The 21,105-nt window shown below is 71.3% G+C and carries 20 protein-coding genes; 11 read left to right on the forward strand and 9 right to left on the reverse strand.

Features of this window, described 5'->3' with window-relative positions; all coding sequences use genetic code 11:
- Positions 1–377 precede the first annotated feature (377 nt).
- Together F0U63_RS04215 and F0U63_RS04220 are read left to right on the forward strand one after the other, a co-directional pair.
- On the forward strand, positions 378–1,790 hold the full coding sequence (locus F0U63_RS04215; protein WP_395843942.1) for a hypothetical protein: 1,413 nt from the start codon (positions 378–380) through the stop codon (positions 1,788–1,790).
- Positions 1,791–1,987: 197 nt separating this feature from the next.
- Positions 1,988–2,686 carry a class I SAM-dependent DNA methyltransferase gene (locus F0U63_RS04220; protein WP_395843944.1) on the forward strand — a complete coding sequence of 233 codons (699 nt, stop codon included), beginning with the start codon at positions 1,988–1,990 and terminating at the stop codon, positions 2,684–2,686.
- A 37-nt stretch (positions 2,687–2,723) separates the two neighbouring features.
- Here F0U63_RS04220 and F0U63_RS04225 read toward each other — a convergent pair whose 3' ends face one another.
- Complete coding sequence (locus F0U63_RS04225; protein ID WP_395843946.1) at positions 2,724–3,134, reverse strand: DofA protein; 411 nt, start codon at positions 3,132–3,134, stop codon at positions 2,724–2,726.
- Between the two features lie 335 nt (positions 3,135–3,469).
- Here F0U63_RS04225 and F0U63_RS04230 point away from each other — a divergent pair, with 335 nt between their 5' ends.
- From F0U63_RS04230 to F0U63_RS04240, 3 genes are all read left to right on the forward strand, one after another.
- Positions 3,470–4,207, forward strand: coding sequence for a phosphatase PAP2 family protein (locus F0U63_RS04230; RefSeq protein WP_395843948.1), 738 nt, complete (start codon positions 3,470–3,472; stop codon positions 4,205–4,207).
- Positions 4,208–4,308: 101 nt separating this feature from the next.
- Positions 4,309–4,917: an acyltransferase gene (locus F0U63_RS04235; protein WP_395848313.1), complete on the forward strand. Its 609-nt coding sequence runs from the start codon at positions 4,309–4,311 to the stop codon at positions 4,915–4,917.
- Between the two features lie 218 nt (positions 4,918–5,135).
- On the forward strand, positions 5,136–6,317 hold the full coding sequence (locus F0U63_RS04240; protein WP_395843950.1) for a nitrogen regulation protein NR(II): 1,182 nt from the start codon (positions 5,136–5,138) through the stop codon (positions 6,315–6,317).
- 52 nt (positions 6,318–6,369) lie between these two features.
- Here F0U63_RS04240 and F0U63_RS04245 read toward each other — a convergent pair whose 3' ends face one another.
- Positions 6,370–7,143 (reverse strand): hypothetical protein, encoded by a 774-nt coding sequence (locus F0U63_RS04245; RefSeq protein WP_395843952.1) that lies wholly within the window; start codon positions 7,141–7,143, stop codon positions 6,370–6,372.
- Between the two features lie 166 nt (positions 7,144–7,309).
- The gene (locus F0U63_RS04250; RefSeq protein ID WP_395843954.1) at positions 7,310–8,671 is read right to left on the reverse strand and encodes a serine/threonine-protein kinase; all 1,362 of its coding nucleotides are present in this window, start codon (positions 8,669–8,671) and stop codon (positions 7,310–7,312) included.
- A 268-nt stretch (positions 8,672–8,939) separates the two neighbouring features.
- On the opposite strand from F0U63_RS04250, the gene F0U63_RS04255 reads away from it, so the two are divergent.
- Complete coding sequence (locus tag F0U63_RS04255; protein ID WP_395843956.1) at positions 8,940–9,470, forward strand: gluconokinase; 531 nt, start codon at positions 8,940–8,942, stop codon at positions 9,468–9,470.
- Here the strand turns inward: F0U63_RS04255 and F0U63_RS04260 are convergent.
- From F0U63_RS04260 to F0U63_RS04270, 3 genes are read right to left on the reverse strand one after another with little or no spacing between them, the layout of a single operon-like run.
- Positions 9,455–10,543, reverse strand: a complete 1,089-nt coding sequence (locus F0U63_RS04260; RefSeq protein WP_395843958.1) for a hypothetical protein — start codon at positions 10,541–10,543, stop codon at positions 9,455–9,457. The genes F0U63_RS04255 and F0U63_RS04260 overlap by 16 nt on opposite strands.
- Positions 10,544–10,572: 29 nt before the next feature.
- On the reverse strand, positions 10,573–11,199 hold the full coding sequence (locus F0U63_RS04265) for a phenylalanine--tRNA ligase beta subunit-related protein (RefSeq protein ID WP_395843960.1): 627 nt from the start codon (positions 11,197–11,199) through the stop codon (positions 10,573–10,575).
- A gap of 10 nt (positions 11,200–11,209) precedes the next feature.
- Positions 11,210–12,649 (reverse strand): aldehyde dehydrogenase family protein, encoded by a 1,440-nt coding sequence (locus tag F0U63_RS04270; protein ID WP_395843962.1) that lies wholly within the window; start codon positions 12,647–12,649, stop codon positions 11,210–11,212.
- 143 nt (positions 12,650–12,792) lie between these two features.
- Here F0U63_RS04270 and F0U63_RS04275 point away from each other — a divergent pair, with 143 nt between their 5' ends.
- Both F0U63_RS04275 and F0U63_RS04280 read left to right on the forward strand, forming a co-directional pair.
- Positions 12,793–13,419 carry a phospholipase D-like domain-containing protein gene (locus F0U63_RS04275; RefSeq protein WP_395843964.1) on the forward strand — a complete coding sequence of 209 codons (627 nt, stop codon included), beginning with the start codon at positions 12,793–12,795 and terminating at the stop codon, positions 13,417–13,419.
- A 49-nt stretch (positions 13,420–13,468) separates the two neighbouring features.
- Entirely contained in the window at positions 13,469–14,803 is a 1,335-nt protein-coding gene (locus tag F0U63_RS04280) for a sensor histidine kinase (protein WP_395843966.1), read from the forward strand.
- Positions 14,804–14,825: 22 nt separating this feature from the next.
- Here the strand turns inward: F0U63_RS04280 and F0U63_RS04285 are convergent, their stop codons facing one another.
- The 3 genes from F0U63_RS04285 to F0U63_RS04295 form a co-directional block, all read right to left on the reverse strand.
- Positions 14,826–15,506, reverse strand: coding sequence for a helix-turn-helix domain-containing protein (locus F0U63_RS04285; protein ID WP_395848314.1), 681 nt, complete (start codon positions 15,504–15,506; stop codon positions 14,826–14,828).
- 192 nt (positions 15,507–15,698) lie between these two features.
- Positions 15,699–16,163: a helix-turn-helix transcriptional regulator gene (locus F0U63_RS04290; protein WP_395843968.1), complete on the reverse strand. Its 465-nt coding sequence runs from the start codon at positions 16,161–16,163 to the stop codon at positions 15,699–15,701.
- Positions 16,164–16,333: 170 nt separating this feature from the next.
- Positions 16,334–16,921, reverse strand: coding sequence for an NYN domain-containing protein (locus F0U63_RS04295; protein ID WP_395843971.1), 588 nt, complete (start codon positions 16,919–16,921; stop codon positions 16,334–16,336).
- 345 nt (positions 16,922–17,266) lie between these two features.
- Between F0U63_RS04295 and F0U63_RS04300 the strand changes: the two genes are divergently transcribed.
- The 3 genes from F0U63_RS04300 to F0U63_RS04310 all read left to right on the forward strand — a co-directional run bounded on the left by F0U63_RS04300 (position 17,267) and on the right by F0U63_RS04310 (position 21,075).
- Positions 17,267–18,139: a lytic transglycosylase domain-containing protein gene (locus F0U63_RS04300; RefSeq protein ID WP_395843973.1), complete on the forward strand. Its 873-nt coding sequence runs from the start codon at positions 17,267–17,269 to the stop codon at positions 18,137–18,139.
- A 248-nt stretch (positions 18,140–18,387) separates the two neighbouring features.
- Positions 18,388–20,073 carry a HEAT repeat domain-containing protein gene (locus F0U63_RS04305; RefSeq protein WP_395843975.1) on the forward strand — a complete coding sequence of 562 codons (1,686 nt, stop codon included), beginning with the start codon at positions 18,388–18,390 and terminating at the stop codon, positions 20,071–20,073.
- A gap of 42 nt (positions 20,074–20,115) precedes the next feature.
- Positions 20,116–21,075, forward strand: a complete 960-nt coding sequence (locus tag F0U63_RS04310; protein ID WP_395843978.1) for a ParA family protein — start codon at positions 20,116–20,118, stop codon at positions 21,073–21,075.
- The last annotated feature ends 30 nt before the right edge of the window (positions 21,076–21,105 follow it).

Below are 21,105 nucleotides of genomic sequence, written 5' to 3' on the forward strand. Positions count from 1 at the left end.
CCGACAAGGCGCTTGCACCTGCCCCGTTCACGGCCCGACGTCCGGGTTGAGCCGGGAGAGCGGGGTGTTTCCCCACGCCCTGACAAACATGTCCTGCCCGCCGGGAAACACGGGTTTTCTGCTTCACTTTTGAATCCAGGAGTTCACTTTTGACGCATCCGCGGGGCCTCCTCGGACAAAAGGGCTTTCTTTTGTTTGATGGGGCGGTGATGTTTCACTGCTGACGGTGAGCTTTTTGAGGTATTTCCCTTCTTCCGAGGGCTTATCGGCTTGGCCCATTTCCTGCTCTGTCTCCACTTTGTTGGGTGGCGAGATAGGACGGACGGGTGGTATCGGTTTTGCTTTTTTGGTTTATAAGATTTTTCGAAGAGGGACCCATGCGTTTCAATTTCCGCCACATCCTCCCCCTCGCCCTGCTGTCGACGGGATGCGGTGTCGAGTCGTCCTTGCCCGAGCAGTCCGAGGTGGGGACGGAAGTCGGGCAGCAGGAGCAGGTCGGGGAGCAGGAGCAGGCGTTGTCGATGCGGTGGTTGCCCCTGTTGCGCTGCCTGGTGGAGTCGGGCGAGGCGCGCCTGCTGGGGGACTTCACGCGCGAGCACGTGACGGGCGACATCTACCACTACAGCGTGCGCGTGCAGGTGGGCCCGGACGCGCGGCACGACATCATCGGCCTGCACCGCGTGGTGCGGGAGCGCTTCGCGTGGCAGCCGGTGTCCGCCTCCGAGTCCGCCTTCCTGGTGCACGGGGACGCGTGGGACTTCGAGGACGCGTTCCTGCCCGGTACGCAGACGAAGACGGCGCGCGCGGAGTCTTCCTTCGCCGTGTACCTGGCGCAGCAGGACGTGGACGTGTGGGGCATTGATCTGCGCTGGACGCAGGTGCCGCTGCAGACGGCGGACTTCTCCTTCATGAAGGACTGGAGCCTGGGCACCCACGCCGAGGACGTGGGCAAGGCCATGGCGGTGGCGCGCCGGGTGCGCACCCTCACGGGCAGCGGCAATGGCAAGATGAACCTGCTGGGCTGGAGCCGCGGGGCGCAGGTGGCCTACGCCTATATGAGCGCGGAGACGCGCGCGCCGGCGTCGGAGCGCCACGTGCGTGGCTTCATCCCGGTGGACATGGTGTTCAAGTTCGGCCCCGAGGCCCAGGCCGAGCGTCAGGCGGCGTGCGAGCGCGCGCAGGCGGGTGAGGCCATCCTCGCCCAGGGCCGCTACGAGGGGAACCTGGGGGGTCCGGGCGCGGGCCTGGCCATCCTGGCCGTGGGGCAGGGCGCCCTGAACTCGCCCGACGCCCCGGCCCAGGCGCCGCTGCCGCCGCTGCCCTACGGCCAGCTCGGTGTTGCCCTGGGCGCGGCCACCTACTCCTTCATCTCCGCGCCCGTGCCCTTCTACCACTTCACCGCGGGCGAGTTCGCCAACGGCGCGCCGGTGGGGCTGAGGTACGTGTCCTCGCCGCGGTTCTTCGACTTCCTCGCTTCGGCCAACCCCTACCAGAGTCTGCGCGAGCAGGTGGAAGGGGATGCGCTGCAGTGCGGCACGACGAGCCTGCCCTATGACGACCACCTCGACGACGTGAAGGTGCCGGTGCTCTACGTGGGCGCCGCGGGCGGCTTCGGCACCTACGGCGAGTACACGGTCAAGTCGCTGCTGGGTAGCAAGGACGTGACCATCCTGCGCGCCCAGCGCGACCTGAGCCGCGCCGCCGAGTACGGCCACGCGGACCTGTGGCTCGCCGGCGACGCCCAGGAGAAGGTGTGGGCGCCCATCTACAAGTGGATGAAGAAGCACTAGCAGACGGGGCGCGGGGCCTTCGCGGCCCTCGAGCCAGTCCGGGGCTCCGCGCCATGCGCGGGACCCCTCGTTTTTTTCGTCTTTTGTCTTTCCGACCAAACCGCGCCATGCCCGGGGCGTTGGGCGGGGGACTCGTGCCATAGAGGAGGGCTCGCGCTCCGGGACTTTCCCCGGGCGGCACCGAGGGCCTTGCCACCATGGTCGACAATATCTGGACGGACTTCGCCCAGAGCTACGATGCGATCTGCTCCCAGCTCAACTGCTACCGGCGGATGGTCGACAAGATCCTGCGCGACACCCAGGGGTGCGAGACCGTCATCGACGCCGGGTGCGGCACGGGACTGGTGAGCCAGGCGCTCGTCTCTCGCGGCCTCTCGGTGGTGGGCTTCGACAACAACCCGGGCATGCTCTCGCTCGCCCTGCGCAAGCAGGCGGCCTGTCCGGTGGAGGAGCGCCGGCGTTGGACGGTGCTGGAGGGCGATGTGCGCTCCTTTCCCCCCGGGGTGCCGGCGCGCGCGGATGCCGTGGTGCTCAACAACGTCCTCTTCTACGTGCGCGAGCCGGAGGAGGTGCTGCGCGAGAGCCTCGCGCACCTGCAGCCGGGCGGGCGCCTCATCTCGGCGGGTCCCCGGAAGCGGCCGGATCTCCAGAAGGTGATGACGAAGTCCATCGAGGAATGGCAGGCCGAGGGCCGCTGGGACGAGGCCCTCCAGGCCACCACCGCCTACCACGTGGACCTCACGCGCCGGCTGGTGACGGACCCCAACGAGATGGTGACGTTCTTCGAGCCCGAGGCGCTCGTGGAGACGCTGCGGCGTCTGGGCTTCTCGCGCGTCATCGCGGCGGACAGCGATGACTATTACGGAGAGAACTACTACGTCTGCATGGCGCGCTGAGCCCCTCGCCTTCGCCGCCTGACGCCCGCGCGGGGCGTCAGTGCAGCACGCCCAGGAGACGCGCGTCGTTGATGATGCGGTTGCCGTCCGCCTTCAGTCGGCTGGTGAGGAAGGGGGCGATCGCATCGGGCGTCTTGTGCAGGCGCGCGTAGTTGCTGTCGTAGATGCGTGTCACGATGAGCTGCGCCGAGGCGATGATGCGCTGCAGGTTGTGCTGCAGCTCGTTGCCCTCCATGAGCAGGTGCAGCTCGCAGATGTACTTGCGGTGGTCCTCGAGCATCTTGAAGAGCGCCTTGCGCTGCTCGCCGTTGGGCACGCGCGCCTTGGCGCCCGTGACGATGACCACGCACAGCTGCTGGCGGTGCGCCTCGTAGGCCTCGCGGAAGCGCGTGGTCACCAGCTGGATGTCCTGGGCGCTGGGCGGCTGCTCCCACCGAATGAAGAACACGCGATTGATGAGGGCTGTCTTGTAGTTCGGAGGGGCAACGGTAGCAGTGGTAGTAGTTGTTGCGGTAGCGAACATGACCATCACTCCGAGAACGGCCGTACGGGAGCCCGAAAGAGCATTTCGAGCGGGCTGACGCGCCCGGCACGGCGACGACAGGGTGAGGGCAATCTGGGGCGCTTTTGGGCCTTTCCCAAGGCCTCTTGGCCTTCTCTGCCTTCGAGAACACGAATGGCCCCGCGCCAACGTCCAGTGGTGCACGGCTCGCGCGTTGGCCCGCCGACACTCCGTGGACGCGTCCGCCTCCGGGATGGCGGGGCGTCTAGGGTGTTGTGGGCATGCGACCCACGCTTCATCGACTCCGGGCGCATCTGGTGCGGTGGAGCGGCACGGATGTGTTCGGACTGTTGCTCGTCCTGTTGCTGCTGGGCGGCGGTTTCCTCACCCTGTTGGAAGAGGTGCGCGAACAGGATACCCAGTCCTTCGACGAGCAGGTGCTGCGCGCCCTGCGGCGCGCGGACGATCCGGCCGAGCCGCTCGGGCCGCGGTGGCTCGCCGAGGCGGCGCGGGATGTGACGGCGCTGGGCAGCCTGACGGTGCTCACGCTGGTGGTGATCGCCGTGTGCGGCTTCCTGGTGCTCGTGCGGCGCTGGCGCACCATCGTCCTGGTGCTCGGCTCCACGCTCGGGGGCACGGGGGTGAACGCGCTCTTGAAGAACCTGGTGGCCCGGCCGCGGCCCTCGGTGGTGCCGCACCTCACCTCGGTGCTCTCGGAGAGCTTTCCCAGCGGGCACGCGATGCTCTCGGCCATCGTCTACCTGACGCTGGGGGCCATCCTGTCCGAGCTCGTGGAGAAGCGCTGGCTCAAGGTGTACCTGCTGACGGTGGCGCTCGGGCTGACGCTGCTCGTGGGGCTGACGCGGGTGTACCTGGGGGTGCACTACCCCACGGACGTGGTGGGCGGGTGGATCGCCGGCCTCGGCTGGGCGCTCGTCGCCGCCCTGGTGGCGCGCGTGGCCCGGCGCAAGAGCGCCGGCCTGCGCGAGGAGGCGCGTGGCGACACCGCCCCGCCGTGAGCCCGCCGCGTGCCGCTCCGGGTGGCCACTCATGGTAGGCAGGGGCCGTGGACGATCTGGACGCACTCCGGCGCGAGCAGCACAAGCAGCGCCTCTCCTGGATGCCGTGGTTGTACTTCACGCTCAAGCCGCGCCACCGCGCGTGGGCCGAGGCCTGGCAGCGCGAGGTGCAGGCGCGGCTGCTCGAGCTGGAGACGGTGGAGATCGCCGAGGGCTGCTTCATCTCCCCGGACGCGCGGCTGTTCGCCGAGCCGGGCCGGCCCATCCGCCTCACCGGCCCCGGGGTGAGCATCGCCGCGAACGCCTTCGTGCACGGCCCGGTGGTGCTCGAGGCCGGGGTGAGCCTCAACGCGCGCGTCAGTCTGGATGGGGGCGCCGCGGGCATCCACATCGGCGAGGGCAGCCGCATCGCCACCGGTGCCACGCTCTACGCCTTCGATCATGGCCTGGCGCCGGACCGGCCCGTACGCTCCCAGCCCGTCACCTCCCGGGGCATCGTGCTGGGCAAGGACGTGTGGGTGGGCGCCAACGCCGGCATCACCGACGGGGTGCGCATTGGTGATCACGCCGTGGTGGGCATGGGCGCCGTCGTCACCCGCGACGTGCCCGCCTGGGCCATCGTCGCCGGTGCTCCCGCGCGCGTCATCGGTGATCGCCGCGAGCGCCCCTCCTCTGGGAGCCCCTCCTCCGGTGACCCCAGCGACGGGTGACCTCCACTGGACATTTCAGGCGCCTGGATCTCCGGGGCACCCTCGTCCTTCTGTCCACTCACGTGTCCGGGAGTCGGGATTCTTCTCCGGAAAGGCGCGTTTTACGGGGGCGGACTTATTCTTCGGAGCGTTGGAGTGCCCGCGGCCGCGGGGGGTGTGGGGTGCGGCGTGGGCTCACGGGGGGTCCCCCTTCTTCACTGGGGAAAAGGAGCGAGGTCATGTCATACCCGCAACCGTCTCAAGTCACCGCCATCGGGGAGGCGCGGGAGTCCTCGCGACGGGCCCGGCTGGCACCCGCCGCGAGTCCCCGCCCGGGGTTGTCCGCGGACGCGCTGCGCTACCACTTCCTGGCCGAGCGGCTCAACGAGGTGGTGTTCCACCTCGACCGCCAGGGGCACTTCACCTTCTTGAGCCCGGCCTGGACATCCCTCACGGGCGTGTCGGTGGAGAGCGCGCTCGGCCAGTCCCTGATGCAGCGGGTGCACCCGGAGGATCAGAAGGACGTGCAGCGCCTGCTGGAGTCGATCGCCGCGCGGGTGCAGGCCTCCTTCCGGCTGGAGGTGCGGCTGCTCACGTCACAGGGGACGCAGTGGGTGGAACTGGCCGCCTTCAGCTCACCCACCGGCCAGGGCGAGCTGTTGGGCACGCTGACCGACATCACCGAGCGTCGGCAGCTCCAGGCCCGGCTCCAACAGGCGGACCGCCTGGCCACGCTGGGGATGCTCGTGCCGGGCTTCGCGCACGAGATGAACAACCCGCTGGCCTTCATGGCCGCCAACCTCGACTACCTGCTGACCAGCATGGGCCAGGCGAGCGCGGCGGGGGCCCCCTCGTCCGAGGTGGCCGCGTGGCGCGAGGCGGTGGAGGAGATCATCGAGGGCTCCGAGCGGCTGCGGCGCACCCTCGGCCACCTGCGCGGCTTCCGGCCCGAGCCCGGCCAGGGCCCGGTGGATGTGAACCTGCTGCTCGATACGGTGGGGCAGTTGGTGTCCAGCGTGCTGCGCTCGCGGGGCCGGCTGGTGCGTGACCATGGCGCCCGCTCGCTCGTGCCCGGAGGCGGGGGCTCGCTGCGCCAGGCGCTGCTCAACCTCGTGCTGCACGCGGTGCTGTCGCTGCCGGACGACGGAGAGGATCCCGAGTCGCACGAGGTGCGGATCGTCACCCGCGACGACGGCCAGGGCCACGTGGTGATCGAGGTCCATGACACCGGCCCGGGCCTCGCCCCCGAGCTGCTGCCCCACGTCTTCGAGCCGCTCTTCCCCGCGGGGGACGGGCACGCCTCGGGGCCGGCGCTCTCCGTGAGCCGCGACATCGTGCGCGAGCTCGGCGGGGACATCGAGGTGATGTCGTCGCGGGGCCGGGGCACCACGTTCCGGGTGACGCTGCCCGGCGTCTCCTGAAGGCCGTCCCCAGGAAGTCCAGGGACGTCTCGCGGGGCGGCACGGGCGCCGCTCAGCCGCAGACGGCCTCGGCGGTGCAGCTCCTGTTCTTGTCGCACTTCTGGCAGACGACACCGCCCCGGCCGCACCGGTCCGACGTGGTGCCCACGTCGCAGACGTTGCCCGCGCAGCAGCCCGCGCAGCTCTCCGGCGAGCAGACGCACTGGCCACTCACGCACTGCAGCCCCGGGCCGCACGCCGGGCTGTTGCCACACCGGCACTGCCCGAGCAGGCAGCGGTCCGACGTCCGGGACGAGCAGGCGGGGCTGCCGCCACACGCGCAAAAGCCCCGGCCGTCACAGTGCGAGGCGAAGTTGGGATCACACGCGGTGCAGGCGATGCCGCCCGTGCCACACGTGTTGAAGGTGGACGGGGTGCACTGGCCCTGGATGCAGCACCCCTCGCACCCCACGCAGAAGGTGCCGGGGTCGGGGGTGGTGGTGGGCTCCAGCCGCAGGGTCACCTCCACCTCGTACCCATCGCGGATGTCCGCGCCGCCCGTCCCGCGCGCCACCACCGCGCCGTCGCGCAGTCCCTCGACATTGACGTCCGCCCGCACGCCGTTGGGCACGTCCCCGAGCAGCACCCGCAGCGTCTCCCCGCTGTTGAGCACCCGCTGCGCCTTCTCGGGCAGCACCTGGGGGCCGAAGTGGGGCTGCCCATCCACGTCTCCCCACACGCGCACCTGGGTGAGGAGCAGCGAGGGATCGAACTCCGTGGTGACGTAGAGCGCCGTCCCCGAGGCCTTCGCCGGATCCCGGCAGGCCCCCAACAGTACGGCGCCCACGAGCACCAGTCTCCAGCCCCATCGGATTGATTCAGCCGCGCCGTGCATCATGTCGGAGACGAGCGTAACCCCTGCCTCCGCGGACCGCCTTTTCCCTGCCGCTCACGATGCCACGCCAGACACCCTGCGTGTGGCCGAGTGATGGAAAGCGGACAGCGCGCGGGATTCAGGAGCACCGCGAGCGCAGCTCCTGGGGGGACGCCAGGCGGGGAGGACCCAGGCGCGTGAGCAGCTCGCGCAGCCGGGGCGAGGGATGGAGGAAGCGCAGCCCCACGCCCGGGGGCTGGCGGCGGGAGCGGGCCTGGAGCGGATCCACCTGCCGCACCACCTCGCCCACGCACTCCACCTCCTCGCCTCCCATCTGCAGGGTGAACTCGAGCCGCGTGGCGAGCGCGGGCAGGGGCTCGGCGCAGCACATGAAGAGGCCGTCGTGGTGCAGCTCGCTGCAGTGCACCACCACCTGGTTGACGCCGCTGCCCAGGTGCACGCGCGCCGTCCAGGTGGGCGGCGGGGTGGGATCATTGGGCTCGGGCCGCGAGGGGAAGGTGGGAATGGGCAGGCGGCCCGAGGGGCGCAGCGGGACGCGGGGCGCGGGGCGCGGCGCCGTCCTCACGGCGGTGAACAGGGCCTGCTTGAATTCGGCCGCGCTGGCGAAGCGCGCGTCGGGATCCCTCGCCAGGGCGCGCAGCAGCGCCCGTGACAGCGCCTCGGGGACCGCGGGCGCCAGCTCATGCGGCGCGATGGGCGGCGGAGGGGGCCGGGGCGCGAGCACCAGCTCCGCGAGCTGGCAGCGGGGATAGGGAAGCTGGCCGGTGGCGAGCAGGTAGCCCGTCACCGCGAGCGAATAGATGTCCGCGCGTCCATCCACCTGCTTGCCCACCCACTGCTCCGGCGCCATGTACGCGGGCGTGCCCATCACCTGGCCGCTCAGGTTCGCCAGCGGGGGCAGGGGCTCGTGCCGCGCGTGGGCCACGCCGAAGTCGAGCACCTTGAGCACCGGGGCCTCGCCCGGGCGCTCCACCATGAGGAGGTTGTCCGGCTTGAGATCCCGGTGCACCACGCCGCTGCGGTGCACGGCCTCCAGCGCGTCACAGGCCTGGACGAGCAGCCACGCGAGCAGGCTTGGATCCATGGGCCGGGGCAGCCGCGACAGGGGCGTGCCCTCCAGGTACTCCATGACGAAGTAGTTCAGGCCCTCGCGCGACTCGTCGATCTCGAAGATGCGCACGATGTTGGGGTGGCCGATGAGGTTCACCGTGCGCGCCTCGGCGGAGAAGCGCGCGCGCAGCGCCTCGTCCCGCGCCAGCTCCGGGTGCATCACCTTCACCGCCACCCGGCGCTCGCCCATGCGCTGCTCGGCGAGGTACACCGTGCCCATGCCCCCACTGCCCAGCGGCTCCAGCAGCCGGTAGTGCCCGAGCACGCGTCCACACAGGTCCACCGGGGCCGGCCTCAGCTTGGGCTGTCGGCGCGACACCCGATCCGTGATGTCGGCCCCCGTCCATGTCGACTCCGCGTCTTCTGACAAACAAAGCTCTCGATTCATGAGTGTTGGCCAGGTGGGGCGATGAGGAGCAGTCAACGACTTGCAATCCCCATGCACCGCCCTGGAGGGCAGCCCCCCTTTCTGGCCTCGTGAAGACGCGGCCTTGGAACGTCCACTCCTGAACGGGCCGGGAAGTGTTGTACGGAATGTTCAATTCGTTCAGTCGGTGAGACAGGAATTGCTCAAAACTTCCACATTTCACGGCTTTGATGGAACTTCTGTTCTGGGTGCCCGTCTCCGTTGCAAGTGCATGCGCATCCAGGAGCGTTGGGAGGTAGCGCGCGTGGTGGTCATCGTGATGGGAGTGGCTGGGGCGGGGAAGACGACGGTGGGCACGCGGCTGGCCCGGGTGCTCGGGTGGAGCTTCCGGGACGCGGATGAGTTCCACTCGGCCGAGAGCATCGCGAAGATGGCCGCGGGCGGCGCGCTCACGGACGAGGATCGGGCGCCGTGGCTGGAGCGCATGCGCCAGGTCATCCAGCGGGCGCTGGAGTCGGGCGAGGGGCTGGTGCTGGCGTGCTCGGCGCTCAAGTCCGCCTACCGGGAGCGGTTGACGGTGGAGCCGGCCCGGCAGCACTGGGTGTACCTGCATGGCTCGCGCGAGCTGCTCGCCCAGCGGCTCTCCTCCCGGAGGGATCACTTCATGCCGCCGAGCCAGCTCGACAACCAGCTCGCGGTGCTGGAAGAGCCCGAGGGCGTCTGCTCGGTGGAGGTGTCGGTGCCGCCGGACGAGGTGGTGGCGCGCATCCTCCGGGGCCTGGGCCTTCAGCCGTCCGTCTGACGCAGCGCGGGCCAGGTGAAGGGGGCGAGCGTCCAGCGCTCGCGCAGCCGTGTCTCCAGCTCCTCCAGCGTGCGGGTGAGGCCCGGGAAGTCGTCGACGGGGACGAGCCACTGCCGGCAGCGCGCCAGGTGGTGCAGCACGGTGGCGCGCGCGGACAGCTCCGGGAAGGCGCCGGGGCGATCCTCCTCCAGCACGCGCGGGTGCAGGCCCTGGAGGACGTGCACCGTGCGGGCGAGCGCCACCGTGGCGCGGGCGCGGGCCCAGTGCGAGTCCACCTGGGCCGCCTGGCACTGGGGGGACAGGCCGATGCGGTAGGTGGTGTCCGCGCGAGCCGTGAGCTCCTCGGGCAGCGGCAGGGAGACGAGCCAGGGCAGGGCGTCCCACAAGGCGTGGCGCATGCCCGAGGCGCCCAGGTCCAGCAGGCGCGGCCCCCCGAGCGTGAACCACACCCCGGCCGGGGACGGGTGTCCCCACGTGAAGGCGAGCAGGGGGCCGGGGTCCGCCAGGGCGCGCGCCACCGCTTCCAGCTCCTCGTGGGTGCCGGGGAAGGGCCGCGTGCCCACCGCGGTGAGCCAGCGCGTCAGCCGCTCCTCGCGCTCGAGCAGGCCGCGGGCCTCCTCCAGGCGCACGCGCTCGGGGCGGGGCGGCAGTGCCTGGCGCACGAGCTCGTAGTCGGACGCGGTGCCCAGCGTGCGCGCCTGGAGCTGGCCGAGCAGCCGCGCGGTGGCGATCACCCCCGCGGTGGCGGCGCGTGCATCGCGCGCGCGCAGCAGGGCCTCCAGGGTGCGGCCGGGCCCGGGCTCCTCCAGGAGGAAGAGGCGCGCCTCCACGTCGCCCGCGAGGAAGCGGGGCGCGGCGTCCAGGCCCCGCCGGGTGAGGAACTCCGCGCCCGCCTGATCGTCGAAGCCGCGCACGGGCTCGTCCGGGAAGGACTTGAGGAGCACGCCCGGCACCAGGCCCCCGCGTACCTGGGCACGCACCAGGGTGAGCCCGGGGCGCGTCTCCAGGGGCTCGGGCGCGGTGAGCAGGACGGGCCGGCTCCAGACGGCCGACAGGGCCCGCGCGCCCCGCATCAACAGGTCCGCGAGCGGCTCCGGCGGGTTCAGGGGGCGCGCTCCACCGCCGCGCCCAGGCGCTCGAGCAGCTCGCGGTACCAGGAGAAGGCCCGCTCGGCGCGGCCGGGCAGGGCGCGCGTGCCCCACAGCACGGTGAAGGTGCGGCGCGTGGCCTCGTGCGTCTTGGTGCGCTGCGAGTCCTTCACTGCGTTGGCGCACGGGCCCTCGGCGTCGAAGAGGCACAACAGGCCCCCGAGGTCGATGCCCTGGCCGGAGGCGTTGAAGACGTAGCTCGCGCCCTCGGGGGCGAGCCCCACGCGAAAGGGGGGCCGGGCCCGCTCCAGGTCCACCACGCTGATGGGCAGCCCGCTGTGCAGCGACACCGCGTTGCAGGCGTCCACCGCGGCGTTGATGGTGCCGAGCGCGCCCTCGCCCGCGGCGCGCACGAGGTACTCCGAGGCGGGCTTGCCCCGGCCCGTGGGCTTGTAGCCGCCGTGGCGCAGCAGGTCGCGCACCGCGCCGCGCACGGCGTCGTCGGCGCTCAGGGGCGCGGGCGCGTCGGGTCTCAGCAGCGCCACCAGCCACTCGGGCGAGGGGAGCTGGGAGAGGGGCGCGGGGAAGCGGGTCTCGAAGGCCACCGCTTCCAGCAGGGGGTGGGCGTCCTGGGTGAACACGCCGGGCTCCTCACTCGAAGAGGCGGCTGGCCACGCGCCCCAGCTTGCCCGCCCGGCCCGCGTAGGGCGGGAAGAAGTTCTTGAGCAGGAACAGGGGCCCCTGGTGCAGCACCGCGCGCTCGTGGCTGAAGGTGCGGAAGCCGAACTCGCCGTGGTAGTTGCCCAGGCCGCTCTCGCCCACGCCGCCAAAGGGCAGCTCCGCGCTCGTCAGGTGCATCACCACCGTGTTCACGCACGTGCCGCCCGCCGTCGTGTCCGCGAGCAGCCGCTCCACCGTGGCGTCGTCCTGGCTGAAGATGTAGAGCGCCAGGGGCTTGGTCCCCTCGCGGATGAAGCGCACCGCGTCGTCCAGGGTGTCGTAGCGCAGCACCGGCAGCACCGGGCCGAAGATCTCCTCCTCCATGATGGCCGTCTCCGGCTTCACGTCCGCGAGCACCGTGGGCGCGATGTAGCGGCTGGCCGCGTCCACCGTGCCGCCCAGCACCACGCGCGCCCCTTGCGACACCGAGCGCTCCAGCAGCCCGTTGACCCGGCCGAACTGCGCGTCATCCACCATGCGGCAGAAGTCGGGGCTGGCGCGGCGCGCCTCCTCCGTCTTGCCGTAGGCGTGCTCGATGGCCTCGCGCAGGTGGCCGAGCAGCTCCTCCTCGCGCGCCGCGGGCACCATCACGTAGTCCGGCGCCACGCACGTCTGCCCCGCGTTGATGAACTTGCCGAAGACGAGCCGCTCGGCCGTCGCCTTCAGGTCCGCCGTGCCGTCCACCACCGCGGGCGACTTGCCCCCCAGCTCCAGCGTCACGCCCGCCAGGTGCCGCGCCGCCGCCTCCATCACCTTGCGCCCCACGCGCGCGCCGCCCGTGAAGAAGAAGTGGTCGAAGGGCAGCTCCAAGAGCGCCTGGCTCTCGGCCCCGCCGCCCTGCACCACCACCACCTCGGACGGGTCGAACACGTCCCGGATGAGCCGCTCCATGACCTGCGCGGTGTGCGGCGTCTTCTCGCTCGGCTTGATGCACACGCAGTTGCCCGCCGCCACCGCCGCCACCAGCGGCGACAGGGTGAGCTGGAAGGGGTAGTTCCACGGCGAGATGATGAGCACCACGCCCTTGGGCTCGTAGCGCACCTGGCTGCGCGTGCCGGCGAGCAGGAGCGGGGTGGGCACCCGGCGCGGCTTCATCCACTGGGCCACGTGCTTGAGGGCGTGGTCCAGCTCCATGAGCACCACCAGCACCTCGGTGCTCTCCACCTCGGCCGCCGGCTTGCGGAAGTCCGCGTACAGCGCCTGATAGAGCTCCTCGCGCCGCGTGACGATCGCCTCGCGCAGCTTGCGCAACCGGGCCACCCGCTCCTTCGCGCTCGTGCGCGCCTGCTCCCAGCGCCGCGCCCGCAGCCGCTCGAAGGTGTCCTGAAAGGGATTCGTCCGGCTCGCCTCGCTCTTGCTCACCACGTGCATCGCTTGCCTCCCGGGCCCGCGCCCATGGCCGTCCTGGCTTCAACGCCTCGCAGCCTCTACGTCATCCTCCCGTCCCCCGCTCGGGCCCGCGAGGACAATGTCCACGCCTGGACGTGGAAGGGTGGATGTGCGAGCATGTAGGCATGCGTCCCATCCAAGCGGAGCTGCTCGACGGCGGCGCGTTGTACCGGGAAGTGGTGCTCGGCAAGCTGGCGCACGCGCGCGAGTCGGTGTGGATCGCCACGGCGAACGTGAAGGCCATGTACGTGGAGCGCTCGGGGCGCTTCGTGCCGCTGCTCGAGGTGCTGGACGGGCTGGCGGCGCGGGGAGTGGCGCTGCGGCTTTTGCACGCGGAGCTGCCCAGCAGGCCCTTCCGGGAGGAGTTCGACCGGCGGGCGCGGCTGGTGAAGGGGGGCCTGGAGCTGAAGGTGTGTCCGCGTGTTCACTTCAAGACGGTGCTGGTGGATGGGGCCTGGGCCTACCTGGGCAGCGCCAACCTCACGGGAGCGGGGCTGGGGGCCAAGGGCGAGCACGCGCGCAACTTCGAGATGGGCTTCGTCACCGAGGACTTCGACGTCATCGATCGGGTGACGGCGTTCTACGAGTCGGTGTGGAGCGGCGCGTCGTGCCGGGGCTGCCGGCTGCGCGAGGTGTGTCCGGATCCCATCCTGCCCGCGGGCGCGGCCCGGGCGCAGAAGGGCGCGCCGGGCGGAGTCCAGCTCGGCAAGGCCCGGCGGCTGGTGCGCCGGGGCGCGAAGTCCTCCCGGTAGGGCTTGCCCGCCGTGCGGCCCGGGCCGCTGGAGTAGGATTCCCAGTGTGATGATGGGCAACGCCACCGATGACGCCAAGGCCCTGCTGCGCGCGGATCGGAAGAACTACCTCGTCTGTGGAGCGTTCCTCCCGGCGGTGGCGTTGGTGCACTGCCTGGTGACGCGGACGCTGCCCGTGGGGCTCGTCGTGTCGCAGCTCGCGGTGGGCGCGCTCTTCGGGGTGATGGCGTGGAGCCTGGGCTCCGGGCGCATTCCCACGCGCATCATGGACTCGGCGGCCGCGGTGCTCGCCATCGTGGGCGCCACGGTGTTCGTCATCCTCAGCGGCGGGCCGGACAGCCCCTACTTCCACGTGTTCGCCGCCCTGCCGTTCCTGCTGGCCATGTTCACCCCCGCCACGCTCCTGCCCACGCTGGTGGGCGGCGCGGTGACGCTGGGCGCGGTGGCGGTGGTGGACGTGCTGGCCGGCGTGCCCTCGCGCACCATCGTGTTGCAGCTGGTGGGCTTCGCCATGCTGCTGGGGCTGGCGCTCTTCGGCACGCGCACGTACCGGCGCATGGCGGAGGCGCAGCGCGTGGCGCATCAGGCGCGGCTCGTGGCGCTCGAGCAGCTCGCGGAGAGCGAGCGGCGGCGGGGGGACGCGGCGCGCGAGCGCGCGGAGGTGGAGCGGCTCGTCATGGTGGGGCAGCTCGCCGCCGGGGTGGCGCACGAGGTGAACAACCCCCTGGCCTACGTGAAGGCCAACCTGAGCTTCCTCGAGCGCGAGGTGGAGGACGCGCAGCGGCCGTTGGACCGGGACGAGCTGCGCGGCGTGATCGCCGAGACGCAGCAGGGCGTGCTGCGCATCCAGCAGATCGTCACGGACCTGAAGGACTTCTCGCGCGCGGGCAATGGGGGCGACGAGGCACGGGCGGTGTTGGAGGAGGCGGTGCTCGAGGCGAGGCGGCTGGCGTCGGTGCGCCTGCGCGAGCGGGGCGAGGTGTCGCTGGCGTTGGACCCGGGGCTGCCGGCGGTGCGTCTGGAGCAGCGGCGCGTGGTGCAGGTGCTGCTCAACCTGCTGCTCAACGCGGCGGACGCGGTGGAGCTGGCGGACCCCACGTGCCAGGCCCACATCACCGTGCGCGCGTGGCAGGTGGAGGAGGGGGTGCGCGTGGAGGTGGATGACAACGGCCCGGGCATTCCCAAGGAGGTGCTGCCCCGGCTCTTCGAGCCCTTCTTCACCACCAAGCCGCCGGGCCGGGGCACCGGGCTGGGGCTGGCGCTGTGCCGCGAGTACGTGTCGCGCGCGGGCGGCTCGCTGCACGCGGAGAACCGCCCGGGAGGCGGCGCGCGCTTCGTGCTGCGGCTGCCCGTGGTTGGCGCGCCCGCCGCGGCGCTGGCGTGAGGCCGGAGGTGCTCAGCGGTGCTCAGGGGCCCTGGCGGTGCCGGGCGCGCCAGGCGCTGGGGGACTCACCCGTCAGCTTGCGGAACAGGCTGCTGAAGTGCTGGAGCGAGGCGCACCCCACCTCGGCGGCCACTGCGGTGAGCTTGGCGTCGCTGTTGAGCAGCAGTGCCTGGGCGGTGCGCACCTGCACCGTGTTGAGCTCGGCCTGGAAGGAGGTGCCCGACTCGCGCAGCCGCCGCTGCAGGGTGCGCTCGGACATGCCCATCTCCCGCGCGATGTCCGCGAGCACCAGCTCGTCGCACAGCCGGGTGCGCAGCACGCGGTGCAGCTCGCCGAGCAGCGGCGACTGGCCCTGCTGCCGCATCACCAGCTCGTTGAGCTCCACGAGCAGGGTGCGCGCCTCGGGCTCGGGCCGGCCGAGCCACCCCAGGGCCTCGAGCGGATCGGCGAAGGCGCGCGTGGGGTAGCTGGAGCTCACCAGGCTGTAGAAGCCGCCCACGACGGCGCCGGCGATGCCCTCGGGGCGCACGAGCGCCTGACGCCGCACCGTCTGGGAGAAGTCGGAGATGCGCGGCGCCATGTACTTCACCAGCACGGACAGGCCGTTGGCGTCCGGGGACTCGACGCGGCGCGCGTCCACGAGCGACACGTGGGGCGCGGCGGGGGCCAGCTCCACGTTGAGCACCTGGGTGAGCCGGGAGATCTGCGCCTCGCCCGGACGGCCCCACACGGTGAAGCCGCACACATCGGGCGAGGCGTACCAGTGGAGGAAGCTCTCCCCCACGAAGTAGCGGCCAATGGGATCCTGCAGGTAGTCGTCCAGTCCATCCGCGGAGCGCACGGCGCGGAGCATACCGCTCCGCGAGCCGGAGGGCCCGGTTCGTCTGGAGACCGTTCACTCCTGACGTCGGAGCGTGGCGGCCACGTTGCCCAGGGCCCGGAGCTGCTCGGGGCTGAGCTTGCGCAGGTGGCGCAAGAGCCGCCGCAGCTGGGGGGACTCCTGCTCGGGCGGGGGCGCGGCCCGGGCCCAGGCGGGGGGCTCGGCCGGGCCGAGCGCCAGGAGCGCATCGGCCGCCAGCCCCAGGGTCACGCACAGCCGCCGCAGCGTGGGCACGCTCGGCATGAGCAGCCCGCGCTCCAGCCGTCCATAGACCTCCGTGGCCACGCCGATGCGCTCGGCCACGTCCGCCTGGGTCAGCCCCTCGCGCTTGCGGGCTTCACGCGCGGTGTCACCCAGGCTCCTCGCCAGGTGCTGCCGGGTTTCGTGTTTGCTTCGGGGAGCCCCCTCCTTGCCGCGAGACCACCTCCGAGGTGGGGTGGTCTTCTCGGGGGGGCCTGGAAAAGTAGTCTTCGACGCCATGGCTCGACCTCGCCTCCATACCGACTTTGGAGGTTATATGACTCATGAAGTCAGGTGTCAGCGACTAACTTCAAAAGTAGTGCGATCGAGTGTGGGCTGGCGGAAAGAAGAAGCCCCCCTGGGGTGGCGGACACCCGGAGGGGGGCGGAGGCGAGGCGGGGGAGGGGGGCCTACAGGAACGGAGAGGGGTCGAACTCGTCCACGCGGATGGGCAGCAGACGGGGCAGGGGCCGCTGGAACACCTTGGCGTCCATCTCCAGGTCCAGGATTTCCAGGCCCGCGGGAACGAACTCGCGGAAGCGCTGGCTCACGTACTCGCGCAGGCCCAGCAGCGTCACCTTGCGCTTCTCCTCGAGCAGGGGGCGCAGGGCGGCGGCGAAGTCACTGCCGTCGTGGCTGGCGAGCACGACGGCGGCGCCCGGCCGCTGCTGGCGGATGGCCTCCAGCAGCTTGAGGATGCCCATGTCCACCACCTTCTGCTCGGGACGGCCGTGCAGCAGCACCACCTCGCACCCCGCGGTCTTCAGGGCGCGCACGAAGCCGATCATCATGTCCGGTAGCTGCTCGCCCCGCGCGTTGAGCACCACGATGCAGCGCACGGGGTTGGGAAAGCGGCTCTCGCAAAAGGCCACCAGCCGGTCGAACTGCACGCGATCCTGGGGCTCGGGTTTGCGCCCCACGACGTTGGACACGGCCCAGTCGATGTTCTCGGCATCGATGAGGACGTAGGACGCGGCTGCGGGTCGGCTCGGGGTCATGGCGGGGGAAGATAGCCGGGGTGCCTCCGGCGGCGTTGGACTTCTTGCCGCCCGCGCCGGGAGTCCAAGGACGAGCGGACCCGGGGTGAGAGGGGGGCGGCCTCTGCTTTCGAGACAGACACCGCGTCTGGCGTGTCTGGTTTGGAGCCCGGCATGACTGGCCATGGCGCTCCTGGAGAGCGCTCCCCCGCTGCGGCCCGAGGGACCGGGATTCTCAACTTCTGAGTTTGAGTCTCAATGTCTGGGATAAAAATAATGTGTTTTTCCTGCCTACCCCTGTAGCTGTCATGTCTAGTTTGTGGTACGAATCAGTACGTCATCCCTCCATCGCCCAGGAATACCTCCATGTCCGTCTCCTCCGTTTCAGGCAACAAGGCCGCGGCCCTGCTGGCGCTCATCGCTCTGGCCGAGAAGAGCAAGACCGAGGGCCCGTCGAGCCCCACGACGCCTTCCCCGACTCCGCTGGAATCCAACCCGCCCTCCCTGTTCAACGACGGCTTCACCGACGGCACGCAGGGCGGTCAGTGGAATGAGTTCCTCCAGACGGCCAATCAGCTCATGGAGACGCTCGGTCAGCTCCAGGAACTGCTGGCGCCCGAACTGGGCGATCCGAGCAACACGCCGCAGGAGCTGTTCAGCCCGACCCCGCCCCAGGGCCCGACCCCGCCCCAGGGCCAGATCCCGGGCGGTACGACGCCGGACGGCGTGTCGGCCAACCCGGGCACCGAGGGCTCCGGCTCGTCGAAGCTGGGCCCCGGGCTGGCCAAGGAGCTCGAGCCGTACCGCGGCGCCATCGAGTCCGCCTCGGCCAAGACGGGCGTGCCGGCCAACATGCTGGCGGCGCAGATCTGGCAGGAGTCGCGCGGCAACCTGGCGGCCGTCTCCACCAACGGCGGCAATGGCCTGACGGACACCGGCCTGATGCAGGTCAACCCCAACACCTACGGGGAGTTGCAGGCCAAGCACCCCGAGCTCCAGGGCAAGGACCTGTCCACCCCCGAGAACAACATCCTCGCGGGCGCCTACTACATGAAGGACATGAAGGAGCAGTTCGGCGACTGGAAGACGGCCCTGCGCGCCTACAACTCCGGCCCCAACGGCGTGGACAAGAGCAACCTCAACGCCCTGCCCGCCGGCACCGGCGATGCCACCTACGTGGACAAGGTGAGCAACTTCTGGAACATCATCGAGTCCGGCAACGGCACGCTGCCTCCCTGATTCCCTCCCTCGGTCGTGGGGGTGCTGAGCGCCGCGAGGGCCGAAAACTCGGCCCCGGCGCGATTGTCAATCCCCGACCGGGCGCTTCGTGGGAAAACCCCCAACCATTTCAGGGGTTTACCTCGCGGATCGTTCTGACATAGGTTGCGCGCTCCCGGCTTGGCCGGGAAACGGGTGGTCCCCCCGTGTTCCCAGGCACGGACCAGACGACCCGGTATGCCCCGGAACGAGGGAGGGCTGTTCAGGTCGTGAGTGACGAGCGTCCGGACGCGCTGCTCAAGAGCGCACTCGAGAAGATTGTCTACTTCGAGGCCCGTGCCGAGCAGCTCCACCACGAGCTGACGTCCACGCGTGCGGAGCTGGAGCACCTCAAGCGCGAGCTGACCCTGTCCGAGCAGCGTGAGCTGGACCTGCGGCGCGAGGTGGCGCAGCTCGAGGTGCGCATGGGCCGGCTGGGCACCGAGCGCGAGGAGCTGCTGCGGCTCAACCAGGCCCTGCGCACCGAGCGCGGCCAACTGCTCGGCAAGCTCCTGGAGGCCAGCCGCATCCGCGCCTCGGACCGGCCCGAGCGCGAGGAGGACGACGAGGACGGCCTGGGCATCGACCTGGCCTCCTTCATCTCCCAGCTGCGCAGCGAGGTGCTGGAGCGCCCGGCGCAGGCGGGCTCCGCGACTCCAGGTGTCGCCGCTCCCGCCTTCCCCTGGCCCGCGCAGGGTGAGAGCGTGCCCGCCTCGGACACCGTGCCCGCGCTCGCCGTGGTGGGGGCCTCGGCCTCCGCCGCCTCCACCGCCTCGCCCGTGGTGCAGCACGCCTGGCGCCTGCAGCAGGAGGGCCGTCTGGCGGTGAGCGCCGGGCAGCTCGCGGAGCTGGCCGGTGGCGGAGGGGGTGGAGACGAGTCGCTCTTCGGTTTCTCCGTGCGCGAGCTGTCCGCGCCGGACGCCACCTCGCGCGTGCGCGCCGCCGAGCGCCTCAAGGCCCTCGCCCAGCCGGCCGCCGCCCCCGCCCTGGCCAGCGCCCTGCACGCCGAGGACGACCCCAGTGTGCAGGTGGCCCTGCTGGCCGCCTTCGCCGAGGTGGGCAAGGAGCAGGGCGTCTCGGTGGTGTCCCCGCTCTTGTCCTCCAGCGTCCCCGAGGTGCGCATCGCCGCCCTCAAGGCGCTCCTGTCCCTCTCTCCCCAGGAGGCCGCGCCCCACCTCGCCCAGGCGGTGAAGGATCCGGACCGCAGCGTGCGCCGGCGCGCCTCGCTCCTCGCGCTCGGCCTGGAGGGGGAGAGCGCGCGGCGGCTCGGCGAGGAGGCCATCCACGACCCCGACGCCGAGGTGCGCAGCCTCGCCGCCCTGGCGCTCGGCGCGGGCAGTGGCGAGTCCGCCCGGAGCCTGCTCCTGGAGGCCCTCAAGGACCCCGAGGTCCGCGTGCGCCGCTCCGCCGCCCAGAGCCTCGGGCGCATCCTCGGCCAGGACGTCTCCGCCGTGGTGGACCTGGACGAGGGCCGCCGCCGCCGGGAGATCCGTCGGCTCGCCACGCTCCCCGTGCAGCCGGTGCGCGCCTCGCTCCTGGCCCGGCCGCCGCCCGCGCGGGCCCCCGAACCCGCTCCGGCCCCCGCTCCAGCCCTGGCCGCCGTGCCGTCCCCCCGGCCCGCTCCAGCCCTGGCCGCCGTTCCGTCCCCCCGGCCCGCGCCCCGGGCCCCGCCGCCGGCCGCCCCCGCCCCTCCTCCCGTCTCTTCCTCGAGGGCCGCCGCCCGGGCGGCCGCCTCTCCCGTGGAGGCCCTCTGTGGCCCCCTGCTCACCGAGGTCCGGGCCGCCATCCGGGGCCGTTCCCTGGGGGAGCTCGCCGCGGGCATCCGGGCCACCACCGAGCTGGCCCAGGAGGCGCTCGCCTTGCTGGTCGCCAGGGGCTCGGTCATACGCCGGGGTCACAAATACTTCGCCGCTTAGGGCAAGGTATGAGACCCCCCCGGATTCGACGAAGGGTTCTTCATGGATGCGCCGACGTACAGCCCCAAGCAGGTCGCCGAGATGCTCGGCGTGCCCCTGAAGTCCCTCACGCCGGCGCTCGAGCAGGACAGCTACACCGGCGCCGAGGTGTGGGCCCTGCGTGAGCGGCTCGGGCGGTTTCCGGCGCCGCTCGGCCGGCGCAAGCAGCTCTTCCTCAACTTCAAGGGCGGCACGGGCAAGACGTCCCTGTCCACCTCCTACGCCTGGCGCCTGGCGGAGCTGGGCTACACCGTGCTCATCATCGACCTGGACAGCCAGGGCCACGCCACCAAGTGCCTGGGCTACGAGGGCGAGGACTTCGACCAGACGCTGCTCAACGTGCTGGTGCGCAAGGCGCCCCTGTCCGAGGTCATCCAGAAGACGAGCCTGCCCAACCTGGACTTCGTCCCCTCCAACCTCACCATGTCCACGGTGGACCTGGCGCTCATGCCCATGGCGGGGCGCGAGTTCAAGCTGCGCAACGCCCTCAAGGAAGTCGAGGGCCGCTATGACGTCATCGTCTTCGACGCGCCGCCCTCCTTCGGCCTGCTCAACCTCAACGCCCTCATGGCGGCCAACGACTTGTTCGTCCCCGTGCTGGCCGACTTCCTGTCCTTCCACGGCCTCAAGCTGCTCTTCGAGACGGTGCAGGGCCTGGACGAGGACCTGAACCACGTGCTGGACCACGTCTTCATCGTGGTCAACTCCTTCAACGCCACCTTCCGGCTCGCCAAGGAGGCGCTGGAGGCGCTGCAGACGCACTACCCGGAGTACCTGCTGCCCACGATCATCCGCCAGTGCACCAAATTCGCGCAGGCCGCCAGTGAGGGCCGCCCCATCTTCGTGGCCGACCCCAGCTCCAAGGGGGCCACGGACATCGAATCCCTCATCCAGCATGTACTTCCGCGCTTGCGGGCGGGCGCGGCACCCGGTAGCGATACGGGTGCGCAGCAGGCCGGTTGACGTCCTCCTCTCTTCCGCTTTCAAGTCCGC

The sequence above is a fragment of the Cystobacter fuscus genome (assembly GCF_044360685.1).
Taxonomy (GTDB): domain Bacteria; phylum Myxococcota; class Myxococcia; order Myxococcales; family Myxococcaceae; genus Cystobacter; species Cystobacter fuscus_C.